The organism is Pseudomonas morbosilactucae, assembly GCF_023241665.1.
Classification (GTDB): Bacteria; Pseudomonadota; Gammaproteobacteria; order Pseudomonadales; family Pseudomonadaceae; genus Aquipseudomonas; species Aquipseudomonas morbosilactucae.
Window position 1 is genome coordinate 1 of record NZ_JALQCX010000070.1, and the last position, 21,947, is coordinate 21,947.

Consider the following 21,947-nt stretch of genomic DNA (forward strand, 5'->3'; position numbering starts at 1 on the left):
CGACGTAGATCTTGCCGATCTCGGCTTCTGCGGTGATGCCCAGGACGCGCTGACGAGCAGCTTCAGCAGCTTCCTTGGTTTCGCCGAAGATCTTGATCGAACCGTCGTCTTCGATGTCGATCGAAGCCTTGGTTTCTTCACAGATCGCACGGATGGTCGCGCCGCCTTTACCGATGACATCACGGATTTTGTCGGTGTCGATCTTCATCGCGATCATGGTCGGAGCGTTGGCCGACAGCTCGGTACGGGACTGACCGATGATCTGGTTCATCTGACCGAGGATGTTCAGGCGAGCTTCCAGGGCCTGGCCCAGGGCGATCTCCATGATTTCTTCGGTGATGCCTTTGATCTTGATGTCCATCTGCAGCGCGGTTACACCTTTGGCGGTACCGGCTACTTTGAAGTCCATGTCGCCGAGGTGGTCTTCGTCACCCAGGATGTCGGTCAGGACTGCGAATTTCTCGCCTTCCTTCACCAGGCCCATGGCGATACCGGCAACCGGCGCCTTCATTGGCACACCAGCGTCCATCAGGGCCAGGGAAGCACCGCAAACGGAAGCCATGGAGCTGGAACCGTTGGATTCGGTGATTTCCGATACCACACGGATGGTGTACGGGAACACGTCAGCAGCAGGCAGCATGGCCGAAACCGAACGACGAGCCAGACGGCCGTGACCGATTTCGCGACGACCGGCGCCACCCATGCGACCACACTCACCTACCGAGAACGGCGGGAAGTTGTAGTGCAGCATGAACGGGTCTTTTTTCTCGCCTTCCAGAGTGTCCAGCAGTTGCGCGTCACGGGCGGTGCCCAGGGTTGCAACGACCAGGGCCTGGGTTTCGCCACGGGTGAACAGTGCCGAACCGTGAGTCTTCGGCAGAACGCCGACTTCGATATTCAGCGGACGAACGGTCTTGGTGTCGCGACCGTCGATACGTGGCTTGCCGTTTACGATGTTTTCGCGAACGGTGCGGTATTCGATTTCGCCGAAAGCCGCTTTGACTTCGCTGGACGAAGGCTGGCCTTCTTCACCGGAGAGCTTGGCAACCACTTGATCCTTCAGCTCGCCCAGGCGTGCGTAACGATCGGCCTTGACGGTGATGGTGTAAGCCTGGGAGATGGCTTCGCCGAACTCGGCACGGATAGCGCCCAGCAGTTCGGTGGCTTCTGGCGCAGGGGCCCAGTTCCAGGTTGGCTTGGCAGCTTCGGCAGCCAGTTCTTTAACGGCGTTGATCACCACCTGGAACTCGTCGTGAGCAAAGAGTACCGCGCCCAGCATCTGGTCTTCGGTCAGCTCTTTGGCTTCCGATTCAACCATCAGCACGGCGTCGGAAGTACCGGCAACGACCATGTCCAGGCTCGAAGCAGATTGTTGCTCGTAAGTTGGGTTCAGCAGGTAGCCGGTGCTTTCGTGGAAAGCAACACGGGCGGCGCCGATCGGGCCGTCGAACGGGATGCCCGAGATGGCCAGGGCAGCCGAGGTACCGATCATCGCAGCGATGTCCGGATCGGTCTTTTTGCTGGTGGAAACGACGGTGCAGACAACCTGCACTTCGTTCATGAAGCCTTCGGGGAACAGCGGACGGATCGGACGGTCGATCAGTCGGGAAGTCAGGGTTTCTTTCTCGGAAGGACGGCCTTCGCGCTTGAAGAAACCGCCAGGGATCTTACCGGCAGCGTAAGTCTTTTCCTGGTAGTGAACGGACAGAGGGAAGAAGCCCTTGCCTGGATCGGCTTGCTTGGCGCCAACCACGGTCACCAATACGCTGACGTCGTCGTCAACGGTGACCAATACTGCGCCGGAGGCCTGACGGGCGATACGGCCAGTCTCGAGGGTAACGGTCGACTGACCGAACTGGAATTTTTTGATTACCGGGTTCACGGTGTCCTACCTTCTTTGTGGCTCTTGGGGGAACTGGTTTCTTGCGAAATTCTTGGGCAATGTCGGGAATCGGCCCAACGCCTGTCCAGGGTAAAACGTGTATCCAGATAAAACTTGAGGCTGGGAGCCTGCCCTACGCCAGCGGGAAACCCACTGACGCAAGACAGACAACCAACCTCTAGCGCAATCGCTGATTAGCGACGCAGACCCAGGCGAGCGATCAGAGCGCTGTAACGGCTCACGTCCTTGCCTTTCAGGTAGTCCAGCAGCTTACGACGCTGGTTAACCATGCGGATCAGACCACGACGGGAGTGGTGATCTTTACCGTTGGCCTTGAAGTGACCTTGCAGTTTGTTGATGTTGTGGGTCAGCAGTGCAACTTGCACTTCTGGCGAACCAGTGTCACCAACAGCTTGCTGGTAGTCAGCTACGATTTGAGCTTTTTCTTGAACGTCGAGAGCCATGAGGCAATCCTTTTATCAGGAAACTGTTTCAAAGAAACAGCTTCAACAGGCCAGGGACAAATCCCTGTATCTATAAATGAGCAGTGACCGTGCCTGTTAACAGCCACCCTCGCCAGCCTGCTTTTACACAGACCGGTTTCGGTCATTCCGACCGAATCAGTCGACGCGGCGCAATACGCCCGTCTTCGCTCACTTCACCGATACCGATAAAGCGACCGTTGTGATCCTGTACCCGCACCATGCCGAACTTCGGTGCATCGGGAGCCCGCACTGGCTGGCCATTGAGCCAGTAGAACGCACTGTGTTCCGAGAACTGCAAGAGCGGCCAATCCAGCAAGCCGCTGTCCGATGGCATCAGGAAACGGTCGACCGCTTCGTTGCCGCCTTCGGCGTGTACCGCTTCAAGCTCTTCCAGGGTGACCGTCTGGGCCAGGCTGAAAGGGCCTGCCTGGGTCCGTCGCAGTTCTGCAACATAGGCACCGCAGCCAAGCTTCTCACCAATATCTTCCACCAGGGTGCGGATATAGGTGCCTTTGCTGCAGTCCACCGCGAGGCGCGCAGTATCGCCTTCGCAGGCGAGTAATTCCAAGCGCGCAATAGTAACAGAACGCGGTTCGCGCTCCACCACTTCACCGGCACGGGCCAGTTTATAAAGGGGCTGGCCATCACGCTTGAGGGCGGAGTACATCGGCGGTATCTGTTTGATTTGACCGCGAAATTCCGGCAATACCGCTTCGATATCAGGACGACCAACGGTCACTTCGCGGGTCTGCAAAACTTCACCTTCGGCATCTGCCGTGGTGGTGGTCTTGCCCAACTGCGCCAGGGTTTCGTAACCCTTGTCTGAATCCAGCAGGTATTGCGAGAACTTGGTGGCCTCGCCAAAGCACAGCGGCAATACGCCGGTGGCCAACGGATCGAGGCTGCCGGTGTGCCCGGCTTTCTCGGCGTTGAGCAACCAGCGGACCTTCTGCAAAGCCGCGTTGGAGGTGAACCCCAGCGGCTTGTCCAGCAGGATGATGCCGCTGACGTTACGACGGATACGTTTGACCTGAGCCACCGATTACTCCTTGGTGTCTTCGGGTTCTGCGACCACTGGGTGCTGGCTGTCTTCTGCCACGGCACGCTCGATCAGGGCCGACAGGTGAGCACCACGCACGACGCTTTCGTCGTAGTGGAAATGCAGTTGCGGCACGCTGCGCAGCTTCATTTCACGGGCCAACTGCATGCGCAGGAAGCCAGCTGCCGAGTTCAGCACCTTGATGCTCTGGGCGATGTCTTCAGCGCTGTCCTGGCCCATGACGGTGATGAAAATCTTCGCATGGCCCACATCACGGCTGACTTCGACGGCGGTGATGGTTACCAGGCCGACGCGGGGATCTTTGACTTCACGACGGATCAGTTGCGCCAGCTCACGCTGCATCTGATCACCGATACGTTGGGTACGGCTGTATTCTTTTGCCATGTCTTGTTACCTGTTACTGCCTCACGGTGAAACCCGTGTGGTCTGAAAGCGGCAAACGCCCGGCCTGACAGAAGCCAGACCGGGCGTTGCGTTTAGAGTCCGCTGATGGCGCCGTGCAAATGCATGGGGCTGACCATCGCGGCTCTTGAAGTGCGCGAGTTAGAGGCTGCGAGCAACCTGAACCTTCTCGAAGACTTCGATTTTGTCGCCGACTTTGACGTCGTTGTAGCTCTTCACGCCGATACCGCATTCCATGCCGGCACGTACTTCGGAAGCGTCATCCTTGAAGCGGCGCAGGGATTCCAGCTCGCCTTCGAAGATAACGATGTCTTCACGCAGTACACGGATTGGACGGTTACGGTGCACAACACCTTCGATAACCATGCAACCGGCGATCGCGCCGAACTTCGGCGAGCGGAATACATCGCGGACTTCAGCAATACCCAGGATGTTCTCCCGGACGTCGCTGCCAAGCATGCCGGTGAGGGCTTTCTTGACGTCTTCGATGATGTCGTAGATCACGTTGTAGTAACGCATATCCAGACCTTCCTGCTCGACGATCTTACGGGCGCCAGCATCGGCACGTACGTTGAAACCGAAGAGTACAGCGTTGGAAGCCAGTGCCAGGTTGGCGTCAGATTCGGTGATACCACCGACACCGCCGCCGACTACGCGCACTTGCACTTCGTCGTTGCCCAGGCCGTTGAGCGCGCCTTGCAGAGCTTCCAGGGAACCACGGACGTCGGATTTGAGGACGATGTTGAGCGTCTTCTTCTCTTCCTGACCCATGTTCTCGAAGATGTTCTCCAGCTTGCCGGCGTGAGCACGGGCCAGCTTGACTTCGCGGAACTTGCCTTGACGGAACAGAGCCACTTCACGGGCTTTCTTCTCGTCGGCCACTACGCTCATCTCGTCGCCAGCGTCCGGGGTACCGTCCAGGCCGAGGATCTCGACAGGGATGGAAGGACCGGCTTCCTTGATTGGCTTGCCGTTCTCGTCGAGCATGGCGCGCACGCGGCCATAGTTCGAACCGACCAGGACCATGTCGCCTTGGCGCAGGGTACCGTCTTGAACCAGCACGGTTGCTACCGGGCCACGACCTTTGTCGAGACGCGATTCAACCACGACACCGCGGCCAGGAGCCGAAGGAGTCGCCTTGAGTTCCAGAACTTCGGCTTGCAGCAGGACAGCTTCCAGCAGGTCGTCGACACCGGTACCCATCTTCGCGGAAACCGGAACGAACGGCGTATCACCGCCCCACTCTTCGGAAGTCACGCCGTGCACCGACAGCTCGCTGCGGATGCGGTCCAGGTCAGCGCCTGGCTTGTCGATCTTGTTCACTGCAACAACCAGTGGAACGCCAGCCGCTACTGCGTGCTGAACAGCTTCAATGGTCTGCGGCATCACGCCGTCGTCCGCTGCAACCACCAGGATCACGATGTCGGTCGCCTTGGCACCACGGGCACGCATTGCGGTAAACGCGGCGTGACCAGGGGTGTCGAGGAAGGTGACCATGCCGCGTTCGGTTTCAACGTGGTACGCACCGATGTGCTGGGTGATACCACCGGCTTCGCCAGCAGCTACCTTGGCACGACGGATGTAGTCGAGCAGCGAGGTCTTACCGTGGTCAACGTGACCCATTACGGTCACAACCGGAGCACGGGAGAACGCTTCACCTTCAAACTTCAGGGACTCGGCCAGGGAATCTTCCAAGGCGGTGTCGCTGACCAGGGTCACTTTGTGGCCCAGCTCTTCAGCAACCAGTTGGGCAGTTTCCTGATCCAGTACCTGGTTGATGGTGGCTGGGGTGCCCAGCTTGAACATGAACTTAATGATTTCAGCAGCCTTGACCGACATCTGCTGGGCGAGGTCGCCCACAGTGATGGTCTCGCCGATCTTCACTTCACGCACGACAGGGCCGGTTGGGCTCTGGAAACCGTGGGCGTTGCGTTTCTTCAGCTTGGCCTTGCCGCGACCACCACGACGGAAGCCATCGCTTTCTTCGTCGGTAGTACGTGGAGCTACGCGAGGCGCTGGCGCCTTTTCCTTGACCGACGCACGATGCGGAGCGTTTTTGCGCTCGCCATCACCGTTGCCACGACGATTGCTGTCGTCGCTGCGTGGTTTGTCAGGGCGACGTGGTTCGTCACGCTTACGGGCATCTGCAGCTGGAGCAGGTGCAGCAACCGGTGCTTGTTGCACAGGTTCGGCCACTACCGGAGCAGGGGCTGCAACCGCTTCAGTCACTGCAGGTTGCGCAGTGGCAGGCTGGCGACGCGCATCTTCTTCAGCGCGACGCTTGGCTTCTTCTTCAGCCTTCTGACGCGCTGCATTTTCTACGGCGCGGCGTTCTTCCAGTTCACGTTGGCGCTCGGCTTCGATTTCTTCCGGGCTGCGCTGTACGAAGACTTTCTTCTTACGCACTTCAACGCTGATGCTTTTGCTACCGGCAACACGCAGGGTGCTGGTGGTTTTACGCTGCAAAGTGATCTTGCGCGGTTCTTCCACTTTCGCCTTGTGGCTGCTTTTCAAGTGAGTCAGCAGCGATTGCTTCTCACTGTCGGTCACATGTTCCTCGGCGGCGGTGTGCGGCAGACCTGCCTCACGCATCTGCTGCAACAGGCGCTCTACCGGTGTTTTGACCTCATCGGCCAGTTGTTTCACCGTGACTTGCGTCATGCACTTCTCTCCTCAGGCCGCGCCTAATTACTCGAACCAGTGGGCTCGGGCGGCCATGATCAACTTGCCGGCACGATCATCGTCAATGCCGTCGATGTCGAGCAGGTCGTCAATAGACTGCTCGGCCAGGTCTTCGCGGGTAATTACGCCGCGCACCGCCAGTTCCATCGCCAAATCCTTGTCCATACCCTCAAGCGAGAGCAGGTCTTCGGCCGGATGGGCGTCTGCCAGCTTTTCCTCAGTAGCGATGGCTTTAGTCAACAAGCGATCCTTGGCCCGAGCGCGAAGCTCGTTGACGATGTCTTCGTCAAAGCCGTCGATGTTGAGCATTTCTTCCAACGGTACGTAGGCAATCTCTTCCAGGCTGGTGAAGCCTTCATCTACCAGCACCTGTGCCAGCTCTTCGTCGACTTCCAGCTCGTCGATGAAGTTGCGCAGGATGTCGCCGGTTTCTGCTTGCTGCTTAGCCTGGATGTCCGATTCGGTCATCACGTTCAGGGTCCAGCCAGTCAATTGGCTAGCCAGACGCACGTTCTGACCTCCGCGACCGATGGCCTGAGCCAGATTGTCTGCGCCAACGGCGATGTCCATTGCATGGGCATCTTCGTCAACGATAATTGCCGCGACTTCAGCCGGGGACATGGCGTTGATCACGAACTGCGCCGGGTTCTCGTCCCACAGGACGATGTCCACACGCTCGCCACCCAACTCGCCGGATACGGCCTGGACGCGCGAACCGCGCATACCAATGCACGCGCCTTGCGGGTCGATGCGTTTGTCTTTGGAACGGACGGCGATCTTGGCCCGCGAACCCGGATCACGGGAGGCGGCCATCACTTCGATCAGGCCTTCAGCGATTTCCGGCACTTCGATACGGAACAGCTCGATCAGCATTTCCGGCGCGGTACGCGACAGGATCAGCTGCGGGCCGCGGTTCTCGGTGCGGATTTCCTTGAGCAGCGCACGCAGGCGCACGCCAACCCGGAAAGTCTCGCGGGAGATGATGTCTTCACGGGCCAGCAACGCCTCGGCGTTGTTACCCAGATCGACGATCACGTTGTCGCGTGTCACTTTTTTCACGGTGCCGGAGATGATCTCGCCCAGGCGCTCGCGGTAAGCGTCGACAACCTGAGCACGCTCAGCTTCGCGAACCTTCTGCACGATCACCTGTTTGGCGGTCTGGGCAGCGATACGGCCGAATTCGATGGACTCGATCTTTTCTTCAACGACGTCGCCGACGTTGGCACCCGGATGGGTTTCAGCAACTTTGCTCGGCCAGGTTTCTACAGCCGGGTCGTCCAGATCTGCTTCTTCTACAACAGTCCAGCGACGGAAAGTCTCATAGGCACCGGTGTGGCGATTGATTTCCACACGCAGGTCAACTTCGTCTTCAAAACGCTTTTTGGTAGCAGTGGCCAGAGCCAGCTCCAGCGCTTCAAAAATCACGCTTGCCGGTACACCCTTTTCATTGGATACCGACTCAACAACCAGCAGTACTTCTTTGCTCATCGTACGCCTCGCCTTTCGCAAGCCATTGGATCCGCGGGATCCGCGTCTCAGTCAAAACTGGGAATAATGTTGGCCTTGTCGATCATATCGATCGGCAACAGGAACTCGTGGTCATCCACCTGCACCACTACGTCCTGCTCCTCCACCCCGCGGAGAAGACCCTGAAAATTACGCCGACCTTCGAAAGGCGAGCGCAGCTTGATCTTCACTTGCTCGCCGACATACTTGGCAAACTGTTCAAGAGTGAACAGTGGGCGTTCCATGCCAGGAGAGGAAACTTCAAGGGTGTATTCAACGGCGATCGGATCTTCTACATCCAGAACACCACTGATCTGACGGCTGACGATGGCGCAATCGTCCACCAACACGCCGCCTTCTTTATCGATATAAACGCGCAACATTGAGTGGCGACCCTGAGCCGAAAACTCAATACCCCAGCATTCATAGCCAAGGGCCACGACCACCGGGGCCAACAAGGCCTGCAACTGTTCTAGCTTGCTCGACACCTGAACCCCCTCGTGCATGCTTGTGCAAATAAAAAAATGGGCGAAGCGCCCATCCCGGAAACGCCGTTGAATAGCGGCGTTATAAAGTGTCCAGCTAACAAAAAGCCCCTGAAAAGGGGCTCCGCTAAAACTGGTTGCGGGGGCCGGATTTGAACCGACGACCTTCGGGTTATGAGCCCGACGAGCTACCAGACTGCTCCACCCCGCGACAAAGCTGGGGCGGAAGTATACGACCGATCCCTTTGAGGGTCAATGTAACCTTCCACCTACAAGAAAGCCCGCAACAGCGGGCTCTCCTGATAATTGGTACCGAGAAGGGGACTCGAACCCCTACACCCTATGGGCACAACCACCTCAAGGTTGCGTGTCTACCAATTCCACCACCTCGGCATAGACTGCGTTACTGCATGAAACTCTTCTTACTTCTGCTCTTGAGCTGGAGGTACGTCAGTCGCATTAGTTGCCGACTTTTGCTCTTGGAGCACCGGGACATCATCAGAAGCCGGTTGTTGCTTTGGAATCTCAAGCACTGCTGGGTTTGGCAAACCTACCTGAGTCAGCTCATGAGCTTTCTCTTTAGCAAAGTAACCTAACCCTAAGCTGGTCATGAAGAAACCGGCGGCAAGTATAGCAGTAAACTTACTAAGAAAGGTAGAGGAACCTTGGCTTCCGAACACAGTATTTGAAGCACCTGCACCGAAAGACGCGCCAGCATCCGCACCTTTACCCTGCTGCAGCAAAACCAGAGCAACTACGCCCAGCGCACCCAGCAGATGAAAAACGACTACGACTGTTTCCAGCATTTTTTCAGTTTCCCGCGGCGCGACAAATCGCACCGAACTCATCTGCATTCAGGGAAGCCCCACCAATGAGCCCCCCATCGATATCCGGCATGCCGAACAGTTCGACCGCATTGGCCGCCTTCACGCTGCCGCCGTATAGAAGCCGCACACCTCGTGCCACTTCAGAATTCTCTGCCGCCAACTGCGCGCGAATGGCTGCATGCACATCCTGCGCTTGTTGCGGCGAAGCCGTTAGCCCGGTGCCAATGGCCCAGACCGGCTCGTAAGCAATAACAGCATTGGCAAACGCACCAACACCCAACTCTTCTATGATGCTGCCCAGCTGACGCCCGACAACTTCAAGGGTCTTCCCGGCTTCGCGCTGCTCCAGGGTCTCCCCTACACACAGGACCGGCTTGAGGCCGCACGCCTGTGCTGCTGCGAATTTGCGATTAAGCGTCGCGTCACGCTCACCCATAATCAGGCGGCGTTCGGAGTGCCCAATCAACACCAGGGAACAACCTGCATCCACCAACTGACTCGGCGCAATTTCACCTGTCAGTGCACCTTGCATGGATTCCACCGCAGAGTTCTGCGCGCCGACCGAAATCGACTTACCCTTCAAGCCATCAATCACTTGATTGATATACAAGCAAGGCGGGAATACCGCGACATCAACACCGCTAGGCAAGGCCAGATGACGAAGGCCGTTAATCAGCTCAGCGACACTGGCGCGGGTACCGTGCATCTTCCAGTTACCAGCTACCATAGTGCGACGCATGCTGTACCTCGTCGGTCAAAGTGGGCGCAGATGTTACCCAACCACAACAACACTGGCAAGCCGAAATCAGGCAGAAACTTCAGCAACCAGTTTTGCCAGTTCATCAGCATAGCCGCGGACCTGAACTTCATCGTCGCCTTCGACCATGACTCGCACCAAAGGCTCAGTCCCGGACTTGCGCAGCAATACCCGCCCACGCCCCGCCATCGCCGTGGTGACACGCGCGGACGCCTCTTTGACAGCAGGATGCTCGAGAGGGTTATCGCCCCCCGAGAAGCGCACATTGACCAGGACCTGCGGACACTTGCGCAACGCCTGACGAGCTTGGGCCAAGCTCTCGCCACGCCCCCTGAGCGCCATCAGGACCTGCAGCGCCGCGATGATCGCATCGCCGGTGGTGGCGTGCCGGAAGCACACAATGTGCCCGGAGTTCTCACCGCCGACCTGCCAATTACGCTCAAGCAGCTCAGCAATGACATAGCGGTCGCCGACATTCGCACGAACAAAAGGAATACCCAGGTCAGCCAGGGCCAGCTCCAACCCCAGATTGCTCATAAGCGTACCGACCACACCGCCGCGCAATTTGTCACGCTCATGCAGGTCACGCGCAATGATAAACAGCAACTCATCGCCATCCACCACCGCACCAGTGTGATCAACCATCAACACCCGATCGCCATCACCATCAAAGGCGATACCCAGATCGGCATGCTCAGCCAGCACCGCCGCCTGCAACGACTCCATATGGGTCGAGCCGCAGTTCTCATTGATGTTCAAGCCGTTGGGCTGAGCGGAAAGCACAGTGACCTGAGCCCCCAACTCGCGGAAAACGCTCGGAGCAACTTTATAAGTTGCGCCGTGAGCACAATCCAGCACCACCTTGAGACCAGCGAAACTCGTACTGGAAGGCACGCTGCTTTTGCAAAATTCGATGTAACGCCCCGACGCATCATTGATCCGAGAGACCTTGCCCAGCTTGCTCGACTCCACCACCGTCATCGGCGCGTCCAGCAACTCCTCAATCATCAACTCCACGTCGTCCGGGAGCTTGGTGCCCTCACCAGAAAAAAACTTGATGCCGTTGTCGTCGTGTGGATTGTGCGAAGCACTGATCACGATTCCCGCTTCGGCATGGAAGGTTCGCGTGAGATAGGCGATGGCAGGAGTGGGCATAGGCCCCAACAGCATCACATCGGCACCTGCCGCAGACAACCCAGCCTCCAATGCCGATTCAAACATGTAACCAGAAATTCGCGTGTCCTTGCCCACCAGCACACGGCAGATTCCTTTACTGCGAAAGGCCATGCCCGTTGCCCAGCCGAGCTTGAGCATGAAGTCAGGAGTAATCGGGTATACACCCACGCGCCCACGAATACCGTCGGTGCCAAAGTATTTTTTAGTCATAAGTACTCCATCATTCTTATTCGGCTGTTTCCACTGCCGCAATCATTCGCACCACATCGACCGTTTCGGCCACGTCGTGGACACGCAATATTTTCGCACCTTTGGTCATGGCTAATGCAGCAAGGGCAAGACCGCCATACAAACGCTCACCAACCGGGCGATTCAGGGCGTGACCTATCATGCTCTTGCGGGACACGCCCACCAACAGCGGCCGCCCAAAGGCATGCAAAGCCTCCATGTGCTTGAAGAGACTCAGGTTGTGCTGCAGGGTTTTGGCAAAGCCAAAACCCGGGTCAAGAATGATTCGCTCAGCCTCGATACCCACCGCCGCGCATTGAGCCATACGCTCAGCCAGGAAATCCCCAACCTCAGTCGTGACGTTCAGGTAATGCGGATTATCCTGCATATCCCCCGGCTCACCGAGCATATGCATCAAACACACCGGCAAACCAGTGGCTGCAGCGGCATCCAAGGCGCCATCGCGCTGCAAGGAGCGCACGTCATTGATCAGCCCCGCCCCAAGTCGCGCCGTCTCGCGCATAACAGCAGGCGTAGAGGTATCAACCGAGATAATCACGTCCAGCTCACGGTGAATGAGCTCGACAATGGGAGCCACTCGTTCCAACTCCTCCAGCGGGGAAACCGCACGAGCACCAGGCCGAGTGGACTCACCGCCGACATCGATCAGCGTGGCGCCAGCCGCGACCATCGCCTCGGCATGTCGTAAGGCAGCATCAAGCTGACTGAAGCGGCCACCATCAGAGAAGGAATCAGGAGTGACATTGAGGATGCCCATGACATGCGTCCGGGCCAAATCAAGAACCCGGTTGCCGCAAGGCAACCGGGTAAGGGACGAAACAGAAGTCATTTAAAACCTTAGTGGTCGGCAGCAGGGCCGCCGATAGGGGTTTCAGGACGCTCATTCTGTACTACCGGAGGTGTAGTACCCGAACCGCCCTCCCAATCACGAGGTTCACGCGGCGGACGCCCAGCCATGATGTCGTCAATTTGCTCGGCATCGATGGTTTCATACTTCATCAAGGCATCGGCCATGGCATCCAGCTTGTCACGGTTGTCCGTGAGGATCTGCTTGGCGGTGCCATAGCACTGGTCGATGATGCTGCGCACTTCAGAGTCGATCAACTTGGCCGTTTCAGCGGACAGGCTCGCCTGCTGACTGCCAGCGCTACGACCGAGGAACACTTCACCCTCTTCTTCCGCATACATCAAAGGACCGAGCTTCTCGGACAAGCCCCATTTGGTCACCATGTTCCGAGCGATCTGGCTGGCACGCATGATGTCGTTGGATGCGCCAGTGGTCACACCATCAAAGCCCAAGGTCATTTCTTCAGCGATACGACCGCCGTACAAGGAACAGATCTGACTGATCAGCGCTCGCTTGGACAGGCTGTAGCGATCCTCTTCGGGAAGGAACATGGTGACACCCAAAGCACGACCACGCGGAATGATCGAGACCTTGTAGACCGGATCATGCTCAGGCACGACGCGTCCGACAATGGCGTGACCGGCTTCGTGATAAGCCGTGTTCTGCTTCTCTTTTTCCGACATGACCATGGATTTGCGCTCGGCGCCCATCATGATCTTGTCTTTGGCCAGTTCGAACTCTTTCATTTCGACAATGCGCTTGCCGGCACGTGCAGCGAACAAGGAAGCCTCGTTTACCAGGTTGGCCAGGTCAGCACCGGAGAAGCCCGGAGTACCACGCGCAATCACTGCAGGAGCAACGTCGTCGCCCATTGGCACTTTGCGCATGTGAACCTTGAGGATCTGCTCACGACCACGGATGTCCGGCAAACCAACCACAACCTGACGGTCGAAGCGACCTGGACGCAACAGCGCCGGGTCCAGTACGTCAGGACGGTTGGTTGCAGCGATGACAATGATGCCATCGTTCATTTCAAAACCATCCATCTCAACCAGCAACTGGTTAAGTGTCTGCTCGCGCTCGTCATGACCACCGCCCATACCGGCACCACGATGGCGACCAACGGCGTCAATTTCGTCGATGAAGATAATGCAAGGCGCGTGCTTTTTGGCCTGCTCAAACATGTCGCGAACACGGCTTGCGCCCACACCCACGAACATCTCGACAAAGTCCGAACCGGAGATGGTGAAGAACGGGACCTTGGCTTCGCCAGCAATGGCCTTGGCCAGCAAGGTCTTACCGGTACCCGGAGGACCGACCATCAGCACACCGCGCGGGATACGGCCGCCCAAGCGCTGGAACTTGCCCGGGTCACGCAGGAATTCAACCAACTCGCCGACTTCTTCCTTGGCTTCGTCACAACCTGCAACGTCCGCCAGGGTCGTTTTCACTTGATCTTCCGACAGCAGGCGAGCCTTGCTCTTGCCGAAGCTCATTGGGCCGCCTTTACCGCCAGCGCCCCCCTGCATCTGCCGCATGAAGAACATGAAGACGGCGATGATGACTAGGATCGGGAAGCTTGCGACCAGGAGCTGAGTCCAGATGCTTTGCTGTTCAGGCTGCTTGCCTTCGACGACTACGTGGTTATCCACCAGATCGCCGATCAGGCCATTGTCCTGAATCGCAGGACGAATGGTCTTGAAGCTGTCACCGTCGTTGCGCTTGCCGGTAATCACATAACCATCGACAGCTACACGCTCGACCTTGCCATCCTTAACTTGCTGGATGAAGTCGGAATAGTTGAGGGTCTGCGGCTCGTTAGGGCTGGAGAAGTTGTTCATCACCGTCACCAGGACAGCCGCGATGATCAACCAAAGGATCAGATTCTTTGCCATGTCGTTCAATTAACTACCCTCTGAAGCAAGCTCCGCTACTGGCGCGCGCTTCGCATGATATTCACCGGCCTAACTTACTACATTACCTACAGCTCTGGCAGGCGCTGTCTGTAACCCTATGTGAAACGGAGACTACACAATATTCGCTTGATCTCACCGGGCGAAATACGAATTTACTATCGCCCTGGTCAAAAACTGCCTTTATTCGCTGCGCCCACGAAAGCCGCGACCCAACAGGTACTGCTCACGAGAACGGTCGCGCGACGAGGTTGGCTTGCGCATCTGTACCTTGTCGAACATCTGCCGCACGCTCTTGTGGTACTCATCAAAGCCTTCACCCTGGAAGATTTTGATCAAGAAGTCGCCACCCGGACGCAATACACGGCCTGCGAGGTCGAGTGCCAACTCACACAAGAACATCGACCGCGGCATATCAACTGCCGCTAACCCACTCATATTGGGGGCCATATCGGAAATCACAAGGTCAACCTCGGAATTTCCCACGGCTTCGAGGATTTTTGCCAGGACGGCATCCTCGGTGAAGTCACCCTGAATGAAGGTCACATCCGGGATGCTGTCCATTTCCAGGATATCGGAGGCGATCAAACGCCCCTGCCCACCAATCAGACGACTGGTGACCTGCGACCAGCCACCCGGCGCGGCGCCCAGGTCGACCACGCTCATTCCAGGACGGATAAGGCGGTCCTTTTCCTGGATCTCCAGCAATTTGTAGCTGGCACGGGAACGATACCCATCTTTTTGCGCCATTTTGACGAATGGGTCGTTGAAGTGCTCTTTCAGCCAGTTAAGGCTTGTCTTGGAACGGGCCACGGGCCACCTCAAAAATAAAACGGGTCGTGATTAACTGGGCGGTCCCGGACTCGCTCGGGTAAACTGGCCGCCGCTTTTTACAAGATCAGACGCAGGGGTCAGATTATGCCGCTCACTCAAGAGCAGAAGAAACAGTACAAATCCATTGGCCACCATCTGAAACCAGTATTGACTGTGGCTGACAACGGTTTGACCGAAGGTGTGCTAACCGAACTTGAACGCGCTTTGAGCGATCATGAGCTGATCAAAATCAAGCTCAACATCCTCGATCGCGAATCCCGCCTGGCAGCCATTGCTGAACTGTGCAAGGCCGGCAAAGCGGATTTGGTGCAAGTCATCGGTAAAATGGCGTTGATCTACCGCAAGAACGCCAAGGTAAACAAGCAATTGTCGAACGTGCATCGTTTCAACTGACGTCGACAAGGGTCAAGGGTGTGCTTCGCGCACCCTGCCACTCCACCCCGGAACAGGCTGCAGCACAAGCAGCAAGCCGGAAAACCCCAGAACAAGATAGCTGAACAACTGCCATTGCTGCGCTCCTGGCCATGCCAGACGTATCACCAGATACATCGCACACGCGTAAAGCGCCATCATCAGCAGTTGCCCTCGCACATCCCGCCACAAGCTTGCCAATCCCTCAGACTTAAGCACACCAGCGCCTGTAGAAACAGACACGCTGCTGCAAATCCAACCAGCAATGCACTGAGCAACGAAGTGATTTCTTCGACCAGCAGCGGCGCCAAGCCAATTTGCCTCAGCACCGGCAGCAGACCGATATGCAACAGCCACAGGCCGCCAACCCACAACATCTGAGTCAACTGCCAAAGCATGGCGCCCGCATAGAGCGGGCGCCTTCTTTCAGATGTGACGGACTTCGACAATCTCGTACTCGATAACGCCACCAGGCGTTTTGACGGACACCACGTCACCCTCTTCCTTGGCAATCAAGGCGCGAGCGATCGGCGAGCCGACGGATATCTTGCCGAGCTTGATGTCCGCCTCGTCCTCACCAACGATCTGGTAAGTCACGCTTTCATCGGTTTCGACGTTGGCAATCTCGACAGTGGTGCCGAAGATCACTTTGCCAGTGTGCGGAATGCTCGTGACATCGATGACCACCGCATTTTGCATGCGCCCTTCGATATCACGGATCCGCGCTTCAACCATGCCCTGCTGTTCGCGGGCAGCATGGTATTCAGCGTTTTCTTTCAAGTCACCCAACTCGCGGGCCGTACCGATGTCCTGGCTAAGCTTCGGACGCACGACCTTGGTCAGGTGAGCATGCTCTTCTTCCAGGGCGCGCGCGCCCTGGACGGTCATTGGGTATTTGGTCATGCCTTCAATCCTGCGTGTAGATCCTGCAAGCGGCGCACGGTTTTTTCAGGACCGAACTTAAGCGCTTCACAGATAGCTTCGCCAGCAGCAATGGTGGTGGTGCAGTAGATCTTGTGCTGCAAGGCGTTACGACGAATGGAATAGGAGTCAGCAATCGACTGACGACCTTCAGTAGTGTTGATGATCAGGGTGACTTCGTCATTCTTGATCATGTCGACCACGTGCGGACGTCCTTCAGTCACCTTGTTCACACGACGTACTTTCAGGCCTGCGGCTTCGATCAGCTTGGCAGTGCCCGCGGTGGCGACCACTTCGAAGCCCAAGTTGATCAGATCACGGGCCACGCCTGCAACCAGCGGCTTGTCATCGTCACGCACGCTGATAAAGGCGGTACCGCCGGTCGGCAGCACTTCGCTGGCGCCCATTTGAGCCTTGGCAAAAGCCTCACCAAAGGTATCGCCCACACCCATGACTTCACCGGTGGACTTCATCTCTGGGCCGAGGATCGGGTCCACACCCGGGAATTTGGCAAACGGGAACACCGCCTCTTTCACGCTGTAGAAGTTCGGAATGATTTCCTTGGTGAAACCCAGCTCTTTCAGGGTTTTACCGGCCATGACGCGAGCTGCGATCATCGCCAGGGAAACACCGATGCACTTGGACACGAACGGCACGGTACGGGAAGCGCGTGGGTTGACTTCGATGACGTAGATGTCTTCGCCTTGCAGCGCCAACTGTACGTTCATCAGGCCGACCACACCCAGTTCCAGGGCCATTTTCTTGACCTGCTCGCGCATCTCGTCCTGGATGTGCGCTGGCAGCGAGTAAGGCGGCAGCGAGCAAGCGGAGTCACCGGAGTGCACGCCGGCCTGCTCAATGTGCTGCATGATTGCGCCGATCACCACGTCGGTACCGTCGCAGACCGCATCCACGTCCATTTCAATGGCGCAGTTGAGGAAGTGGTCCAGCAGCACCGGGCTGTCGTTGGACACTTGCACAGCTTCACGCAGGTAGCGTTTGAGCTCTTCTTCTTCGTAGACGATTTCCATCGCCCGACCGCCCAACACATAAGAAGGACGCACCACCAGCGGGTAACCGATCTTGGCGGCAGCACGAATCGCTTCGTCTTCGCTGCGCACGGTGGCGTTTGGCGGCTGACGCAGGTTCAGGCGCTCAACCATTTGCTGGAAGCGCTCACGGTCTTCTGCACGGTCGATAGCGTCTGGGCTGGTGCCGATGATTGGCACGCCGGCCGCTTCCAGGGCACGAGCCAGTTTCAGAGGCGTCTGGCCGCCGTACTGGACGATCACGCCTTTTGGCTTCTCGACACGAACGATTTCCAAGACGTCTTCCAGGGTCACTGGTTCGAAGTACAGGCGGTCGGAGGTGTCGTAGTCGGTGGAGACGGTTTCAGGGTTGCAGTTGACCATGATGGTCTCGTAACCGTCATCACGCAGTGCCAGCGCCGCGTGCACACAGCAGTAGTCGAACTCGATGCCCTGGCCGATACGGTTAGGACCGCCGCCCAGGATCATGATCTTGTCGCGAGTCGACGGTGCTGCTTCGCACTCTTCTTCGTACGTGGAGTACAGGTACGCGGTGTCGGTGGCGAACTCGGCAGCGCAGGTGTCGACGCGCTTGTAGACTGGGAACACTTCGAGCTTGTGACGATGGGTACGCAGATTTTTCTCGGTCACACCCAGCAGCTTGGCCAGGCGCTGATCAGAGAAGCCTTTGCGCTTGAGGCGGAACATCAGGTCACGGTCGATCGCCGACAGGCCGAGAGTCTTGACCTTCTCTTCTTCTTTGATCAGGTCTTCGATCTGCACCAGGAACCAAGGGTCGATCATGTTCATGCCGAAGATCTGCTCAACGGTCATGCCGGCACGGAAGGCATCAGCCACGTACCAGATACGCTCGGCGCCCGGCACGGTCAGCTCGCGCTTGAGCACGCTCATGCTTTCCGGGTTGCTCAGGTCCAGCTTCGGATCGAGACCGCAGACACCCACTTCCAGGCCGCGCAGGGCTTTCTGCAGGGACTCCTGGAAAGTCCGGCCGATGGCCATGACTTCACCCACCGACTTCATCTGAGTGGTCAGGCGAGCGTCAGCTTTGGCGAATTTCTCGAAGGCGAAGCGTGGCAGCTTGGTGACAACGTAGTCGATGGACGGCTCGAAGGACGCTGGGGTCTTGCCGCCAGTGATGTCGTTCGACAGCTCATCCAGGGTGTAACCCACAGCCAGTTTGGCGGCGACCTTGGCGATCGGGAAACCGGTGGCTTTCGAGGCCAGTGCCGAGGAACGAGACACCCGTGGGTTCATCTCGATCACAACCATACGACCCGTGTTCGGGCAGATGCCGAACTGCACGTTGGAACCACCAGTCTCAACGCCGATCTCGCGCAGTACCGCCAGGGAGGCGTTACGCAGGATCTGGTACTCCTTGTCAGTCAGGGTCTGTGCCGGAGCCACGGTGATGGAGTCACCGGTGTGCACGCCCATCGGGTCGAAGTTCTCGATGGAGCAAACGATGATGCAGTTGTCCTTTTTGTCGCGGACCACTTCCATCTCGTACTCTTTCCAGCCGATCAGGGATTCGTCGATCAGCAGTTCCTTGGTCGGCGACAGGTCCAGACCACGGGCGCAGATTTCTTCGAACTCTTCACGATTGTAAGCAATGCCGCCACCCGTGCCGCCCATGGTGAAGGACGGACGGATGATGCACGGGAAGCCGAGCTTCTCGAGAACCGCGTTGGCCTCTTCCATGCTGTGGGCAATGCCGGAACGCGGGCAGGCCAGGCCGATGGACTTCATGGCCTTGTCGAAACGCGAGCGGTCTTCGGCTTTATCGATGGTGTCGGCATTGGCGCCGATCATTTCTACGCCGAACTTCTCAAGAACGCCTTCACGCTCCAGGTCCAGGGCGCAGTTCAGGGCAGTCTGGCCACCCATGGTCGGCAGCAGCGCATCCGGGCGCTCTTTCTCGATGATCTTGGCAACGGTCTGCCACTTGATCGGCTCGATGTAGGTGGCGTCGGCCATGGCCGGGTCGGTCATGATGGTCGCCGGGTTGGAGTTCACCAGGATGACCCGGTAACCCTCTTCGCGCAGGGCCTTGCAAGCCTGGGCGCCGGAGTAGTCGAATTCGCAGGCCTGGCCGATCACGATCGGGCCAGCGCCGAGAATCAGGATGCTTTTAATGTCTGTACGTTTTGGCATGGGTTGTCACTCAAATCCGCAGGTCAGTCGGCAAGCCGTCTTGATCAAATCTCTGAAGCGCTGAAGGGGCCACCGGTGTCGGGGCCGCCTTCAGGGGCGAGCAATCAGCGTCGCTTGGCCATCTCGTTGATGAAGCGATCGAACAGCGGCGCCACATCGTTCGGGCCCGGGCTGGCTTCAGGGTGACCCTGGAAGCTGAACGCGCTCTTGTCGGTACGCTCGATGCCTTGCAGGGTGCCGTCGAACAGCGATTTGTGAATCGCGCGGACATTGCCTGGCAGCGTGGCTTCATCCACCGCAAAACCGTGGTTCTGGCTGGTGATCATGACCACACCCGTGTCCAGGTCCTGGACTGGGTGGTTGGCACCGTGGTGGCCGTGGCCCATTTTCACGGTCTTGGCACCGGACGCCAGCGCCAGCAATTGGTGACCCAGGCAAATACCAAACACCGGAATCTCGGTTTCCAGCACTTCCTTGATCGCCTTGATCGCGTAGTCACAAGGCTCCGGGTCACCAGGGCCGTTGGACAGGAACACACCATCAGGATTGAGCGCCAAGACATCGCTCGCCGGCGTCTGGGCAGGCACCACGGTGACGCGGCAGCCGCGCTCGACCAGCATGCGCAGGATGTTCAGCTTGACGCCGTAGTCGAACGCAACGACGTGATAAGGCAACTCGGAAGCGTCGATGGTGGCGTGGCTGTCGGTCTTCAGATCCCAGACAGTGGAGCGCCACTCGTAGGATTCCTTGGTACTGACGACTTTCGCCAGGTCCATGCCTTTGAGGCCGGGGAAGCCGCGAGCAGCAGCAATTGCCGCTTCTTCGGAGATGTTGTCACCGGCCATGATGCAGCCGTTCTGAGCGCCTTTCTCACGCAGGATGCGTGTCAGGCGACGGGTGTCGATACCGGCGATAGCCACCACATTGTTGGCTTTCAGGTAGTCGGACAGCGACAGGGTGTTGCGCCAGTTGCTAGCAACCAAGGGCAGGTCGCGAATGACCAGGCCGGCCGACCAGACGCGATCGGACTCGGCATCTTCCGGCGTGGTGCCGGTGTTGCCGATGTGCGGGTACGTCAGGGTAACGATTTGTTGGGCGTAGGAAGGATCGGTAAGGATTTCCTGATAGCCGGTCATTGCGGTGTTGAACACCACCTCACCAACGGTTTGACCGTCGGCTCCAATGGCTTCGCCGCGAAAAATGCTGCCATCAGCAAGGGCGAGTATGGCTGGCTTAGTCAAGAAGACCTCCCGTAAATAAAGCCTGAAAGGGCGATCGCAGGTTGCAAAAAAGCGGAATGACGTATAGACACGTCACCCCGCTTCTTCGTCGAATTATCTGCGCGCTTTTAGTGGACACACTAAAGCTGTAGCTTACAGAAAAAGGGTATTTTGGTCCACCGCTAAAGAGCCTTAAAGGCAGAGGAATGCGACAGAACATCGCTTAGCGGGATAAAACAGGGCCCGCGCATGCGGTCGAGCCCTGTTATAGATGCATCTCAACGCAGATCAAGCACATCCTGCATGTCATAAAGACCTGCGGCACGCCCATCCAGCCACAAAGCAGCACGCACCGCCCCCTTGGCGAAGGTCATGCGACTGGACGCTTTGTGAGTGATCTCAAGGCGCTCGCCCTCAGAGGCAAACAGCACCGTGTGATCACCCACCACGTCACCGCCACGCACAGTGGCGAAGCCGATGGTTTCTCGCTCGCGCGCACCGGTGTGGCCTTCGCGACCATACACCGCTACTTTCTGCAGATCCCGCCCCAGCGCATTGGCAATGACTTCACCCATGCGCAAGGCCGTGCCCGAAGGCGCATCGATCTTGTGCCGGTGATGGGCTTCGATGATCTCGACATCCGCATCATCACCCAGCACGCGGGCAGCCATATCCAACAGCTTAAGCGACAAGTTGACGCCTACGCTGAAGTTGGCGGCGAACACGATTGGAATATCTTTACCCGCCTCAACCAGCAGTTGCTTTTCCTTCGCGTTCAGCCCGGTGGTACCGATCACCATCGCCTTGCCCGCCTTGCGGCAAAACGCCAGGTTCTTCAGCATCACTTCCGGAAGCGTGAAGTCGATCAGGACATCGAACTCATCGGCGACCTTCTCCAGACCATCAGACATCGACACGCCGATGCGCCCCAGGGACGCCAGCTCGCCCGCATCCGCCCCCACCAGCGAGCTGCCAGGCCGCACAATAGCAGCCGTCAGCCCGGAAAGCGGTGAGCGCTGCTGCACAGCCTCGACCAACGTCCTGCCCATGCGCCCGGCAGCCCCCATCACAGCAATACGTCGCATATGCA

At 57.8% G+C, this 21,947-nt stretch carries 18 protein-coding genes, 2 tRNA genes and 1 pseudogene; 1 reads left to right on the top strand and 20 read right to left on the bottom strand.

The window, feature by feature from the left end:
- The 15 genes from pnp to rlmE form a co-directional block, all read right to left on the bottom strand.
- Positions 1-1,882 (bottom strand): polyribonucleotide nucleotidyltransferase (gene pnp, locus M1B35_RS29085; RefSeq protein WP_268263772.1); only part of this gene is annotated, 1,882 nt, incomplete at its 3' end.
- 194 nt (positions 1,883-2,076) lie between these two features.
- The gene (gene rpsO / locus M1B35_RS29090) at positions 2,077-2,346 is read right to left on the bottom strand and encodes a 30S ribosomal protein S15 (protein ID WP_003197723.1); all 270 of its coding nucleotides are present in this window, start codon (positions 2,344-2,346) and stop codon (positions 2,077-2,079) included.
- A 142-nt stretch (positions 2,347-2,488) separates the two neighbouring features.
- Entirely contained in the window at positions 2,489-3,406 is a 918-nt protein-coding gene (gene truB / locus M1B35_RS29095; protein WP_268263773.1) for a tRNA pseudouridine(55) synthase TruB, read from the bottom strand.
- A gap of 3 nt (positions 3,407-3,409) precedes the next feature.
- Entirely contained in the window at positions 3,410-3,811 is a 402-nt protein-coding gene (rbfA, locus tag M1B35_RS29100; RefSeq protein ID WP_123337298.1) for a 30S ribosome-binding factor RbfA, read from the bottom strand.
- 159 nt (positions 3,812-3,970) lie between these two features.
- Positions 3,971-6,490 carry a translation initiation factor IF-2 gene (gene infB, locus M1B35_RS29105; RefSeq protein ID WP_123337300.1) on the bottom strand — a complete coding sequence of 840 codons (2,520 nt, stop codon included), beginning with the start codon at positions 6,488-6,490 and terminating at the stop codon, positions 3,971-3,973.
- A gap of 27 nt (positions 6,491-6,517) precedes the next feature.
- Complete coding sequence (gene nusA, locus M1B35_RS29110; protein WP_123337302.1) at positions 6,518-7,999, bottom strand: transcription termination factor NusA; 1,482 nt, start codon at positions 7,997-7,999, stop codon at positions 6,518-6,520.
- A 47-nt stretch (positions 8,000-8,046) separates the two neighbouring features.
- The gene (gene rimP, locus M1B35_RS29115; protein WP_185039427.1) at positions 8,047-8,505 is read right to left on the bottom strand and encodes a ribosome maturation factor RimP; all 459 of its coding nucleotides are present in this window, start codon (positions 8,503-8,505) and stop codon (positions 8,047-8,049) included.
- Positions 8,506-8,636: 131 nt separating this feature from the next.
- A tRNA-Met gene (locus M1B35_RS29120) sits at positions 8,637-8,713 on the bottom strand.
- Positions 8,714-8,809: 96 nt separating this feature from the next.
- Positions 8,810-8,895: transfer RNA gene (locus M1B35_RS29125), tRNA-Leu, on the bottom strand.
- A 29-nt stretch (positions 8,896-8,924) separates the two neighbouring features.
- Complete coding sequence (gene secG, locus M1B35_RS29130; protein WP_268263774.1) at positions 8,925-9,308, bottom strand: preprotein translocase subunit SecG; 384 nt, start codon at positions 9,306-9,308, stop codon at positions 8,925-8,927.
- Positions 9,309-9,312: 4 nt separating this feature from the next.
- Positions 9,313-10,068: a triose-phosphate isomerase gene (tpiA, locus tag M1B35_RS29135; RefSeq protein WP_123337308.1), complete on the bottom strand. Its 756-nt coding sequence runs from the start codon at positions 10,066-10,068 to the stop codon at positions 9,313-9,315.
- Between the two features lie 66 nt (positions 10,069-10,134).
- Complete coding sequence (gene glmM, locus M1B35_RS29140; RefSeq protein ID WP_123337310.1) at positions 10,135-11,472, bottom strand: phosphoglucosamine mutase; 1,338 nt, start codon at positions 11,470-11,472, stop codon at positions 10,135-10,137.
- A 16-nt stretch (positions 11,473-11,488) separates the two neighbouring features.
- Entirely contained in the window at positions 11,489-12,340 is an 852-nt protein-coding gene (folP, locus tag M1B35_RS29145; RefSeq protein WP_268263775.1) for a dihydropteroate synthase, read from the bottom strand.
- Positions 12,341-12,348: 8 nt separating this feature from the next.
- On the bottom strand, positions 12,349-14,253 hold the full coding sequence (gene ftsH / locus M1B35_RS29150) for an ATP-dependent zinc metalloprotease FtsH (protein WP_123337314.1): 1,905 nt from the start codon (positions 14,251-14,253) through the stop codon (positions 12,349-12,351).
- 201 nt (positions 14,254-14,454) lie between these two features.
- Positions 14,455-15,084 carry a 23S rRNA (uridine(2552)-2'-O)-methyltransferase RlmE gene (gene rlmE / locus M1B35_RS29155; RefSeq protein ID WP_123337316.1) on the bottom strand — a complete coding sequence of 210 codons (630 nt, stop codon included), beginning with the start codon at positions 15,082-15,084 and terminating at the stop codon, positions 14,455-14,457.
- A gap of 105 nt (positions 15,085-15,189) precedes the next feature.
- On the opposite strand from rlmE, the gene M1B35_RS29160 reads away from it, so the two are divergent.
- A complete protein-coding gene (locus M1B35_RS29160; protein WP_123337318.1) occupies positions 15,190-15,498 on the top strand; it encodes a YhbY family RNA-binding protein in 309 nt (102 codons plus the stop codon).
- Between the two features lie 12 nt (positions 15,499-15,510).
- Here the strand turns inward: M1B35_RS29160 and M1B35_RS29165 are convergent.
- The 5 genes and pseudogenes from M1B35_RS29165 to dapB form a co-directional block, all read right to left on the bottom strand.
- Positions 15,511-15,914: pseudogene (locus tag M1B35_RS29165) on the bottom strand (MFS transporter).
- A 28-nt stretch (positions 15,915-15,942) separates the two neighbouring features.
- Positions 15,943-16,419 carry a transcription elongation factor GreA gene (gene greA, locus M1B35_RS29170; protein WP_123337322.1) on the bottom strand — a complete coding sequence of 159 codons (477 nt, stop codon included), beginning with the start codon at positions 16,417-16,419 and terminating at the stop codon, positions 15,943-15,945.
- Positions 16,416-19,637 (bottom strand): carbamoyl-phosphate synthase large subunit, encoded by a 3,222-nt coding sequence (gene carB, locus M1B35_RS29175; RefSeq protein WP_123337324.1) that lies wholly within the window; start codon positions 19,635-19,637, stop codon positions 16,416-16,418. The genes greA and carB overlap by 4 nt, the downstream gene beginning before the upstream one ends.
- A gap of 104 nt (positions 19,638-19,741) precedes the next feature.
- Positions 19,742-20,878, bottom strand: coding sequence for a glutamine-hydrolyzing carbamoyl-phosphate synthase small subunit (gene carA / locus M1B35_RS29180; RefSeq protein ID WP_123337326.1), 1,137 nt, complete (start codon positions 20,876-20,878; stop codon positions 19,742-19,744).
- Positions 20,879-21,135: 257 nt separating this feature from the next.
- Entirely contained in the window at positions 21,136-21,942 is an 807-nt protein-coding gene (gene dapB / locus M1B35_RS29185) for a 4-hydroxy-tetrahydrodipicolinate reductase (RefSeq protein WP_268263776.1), read from the bottom strand.
- Between the last annotated feature and the right edge of the window lie 5 nt (positions 21,943-21,947).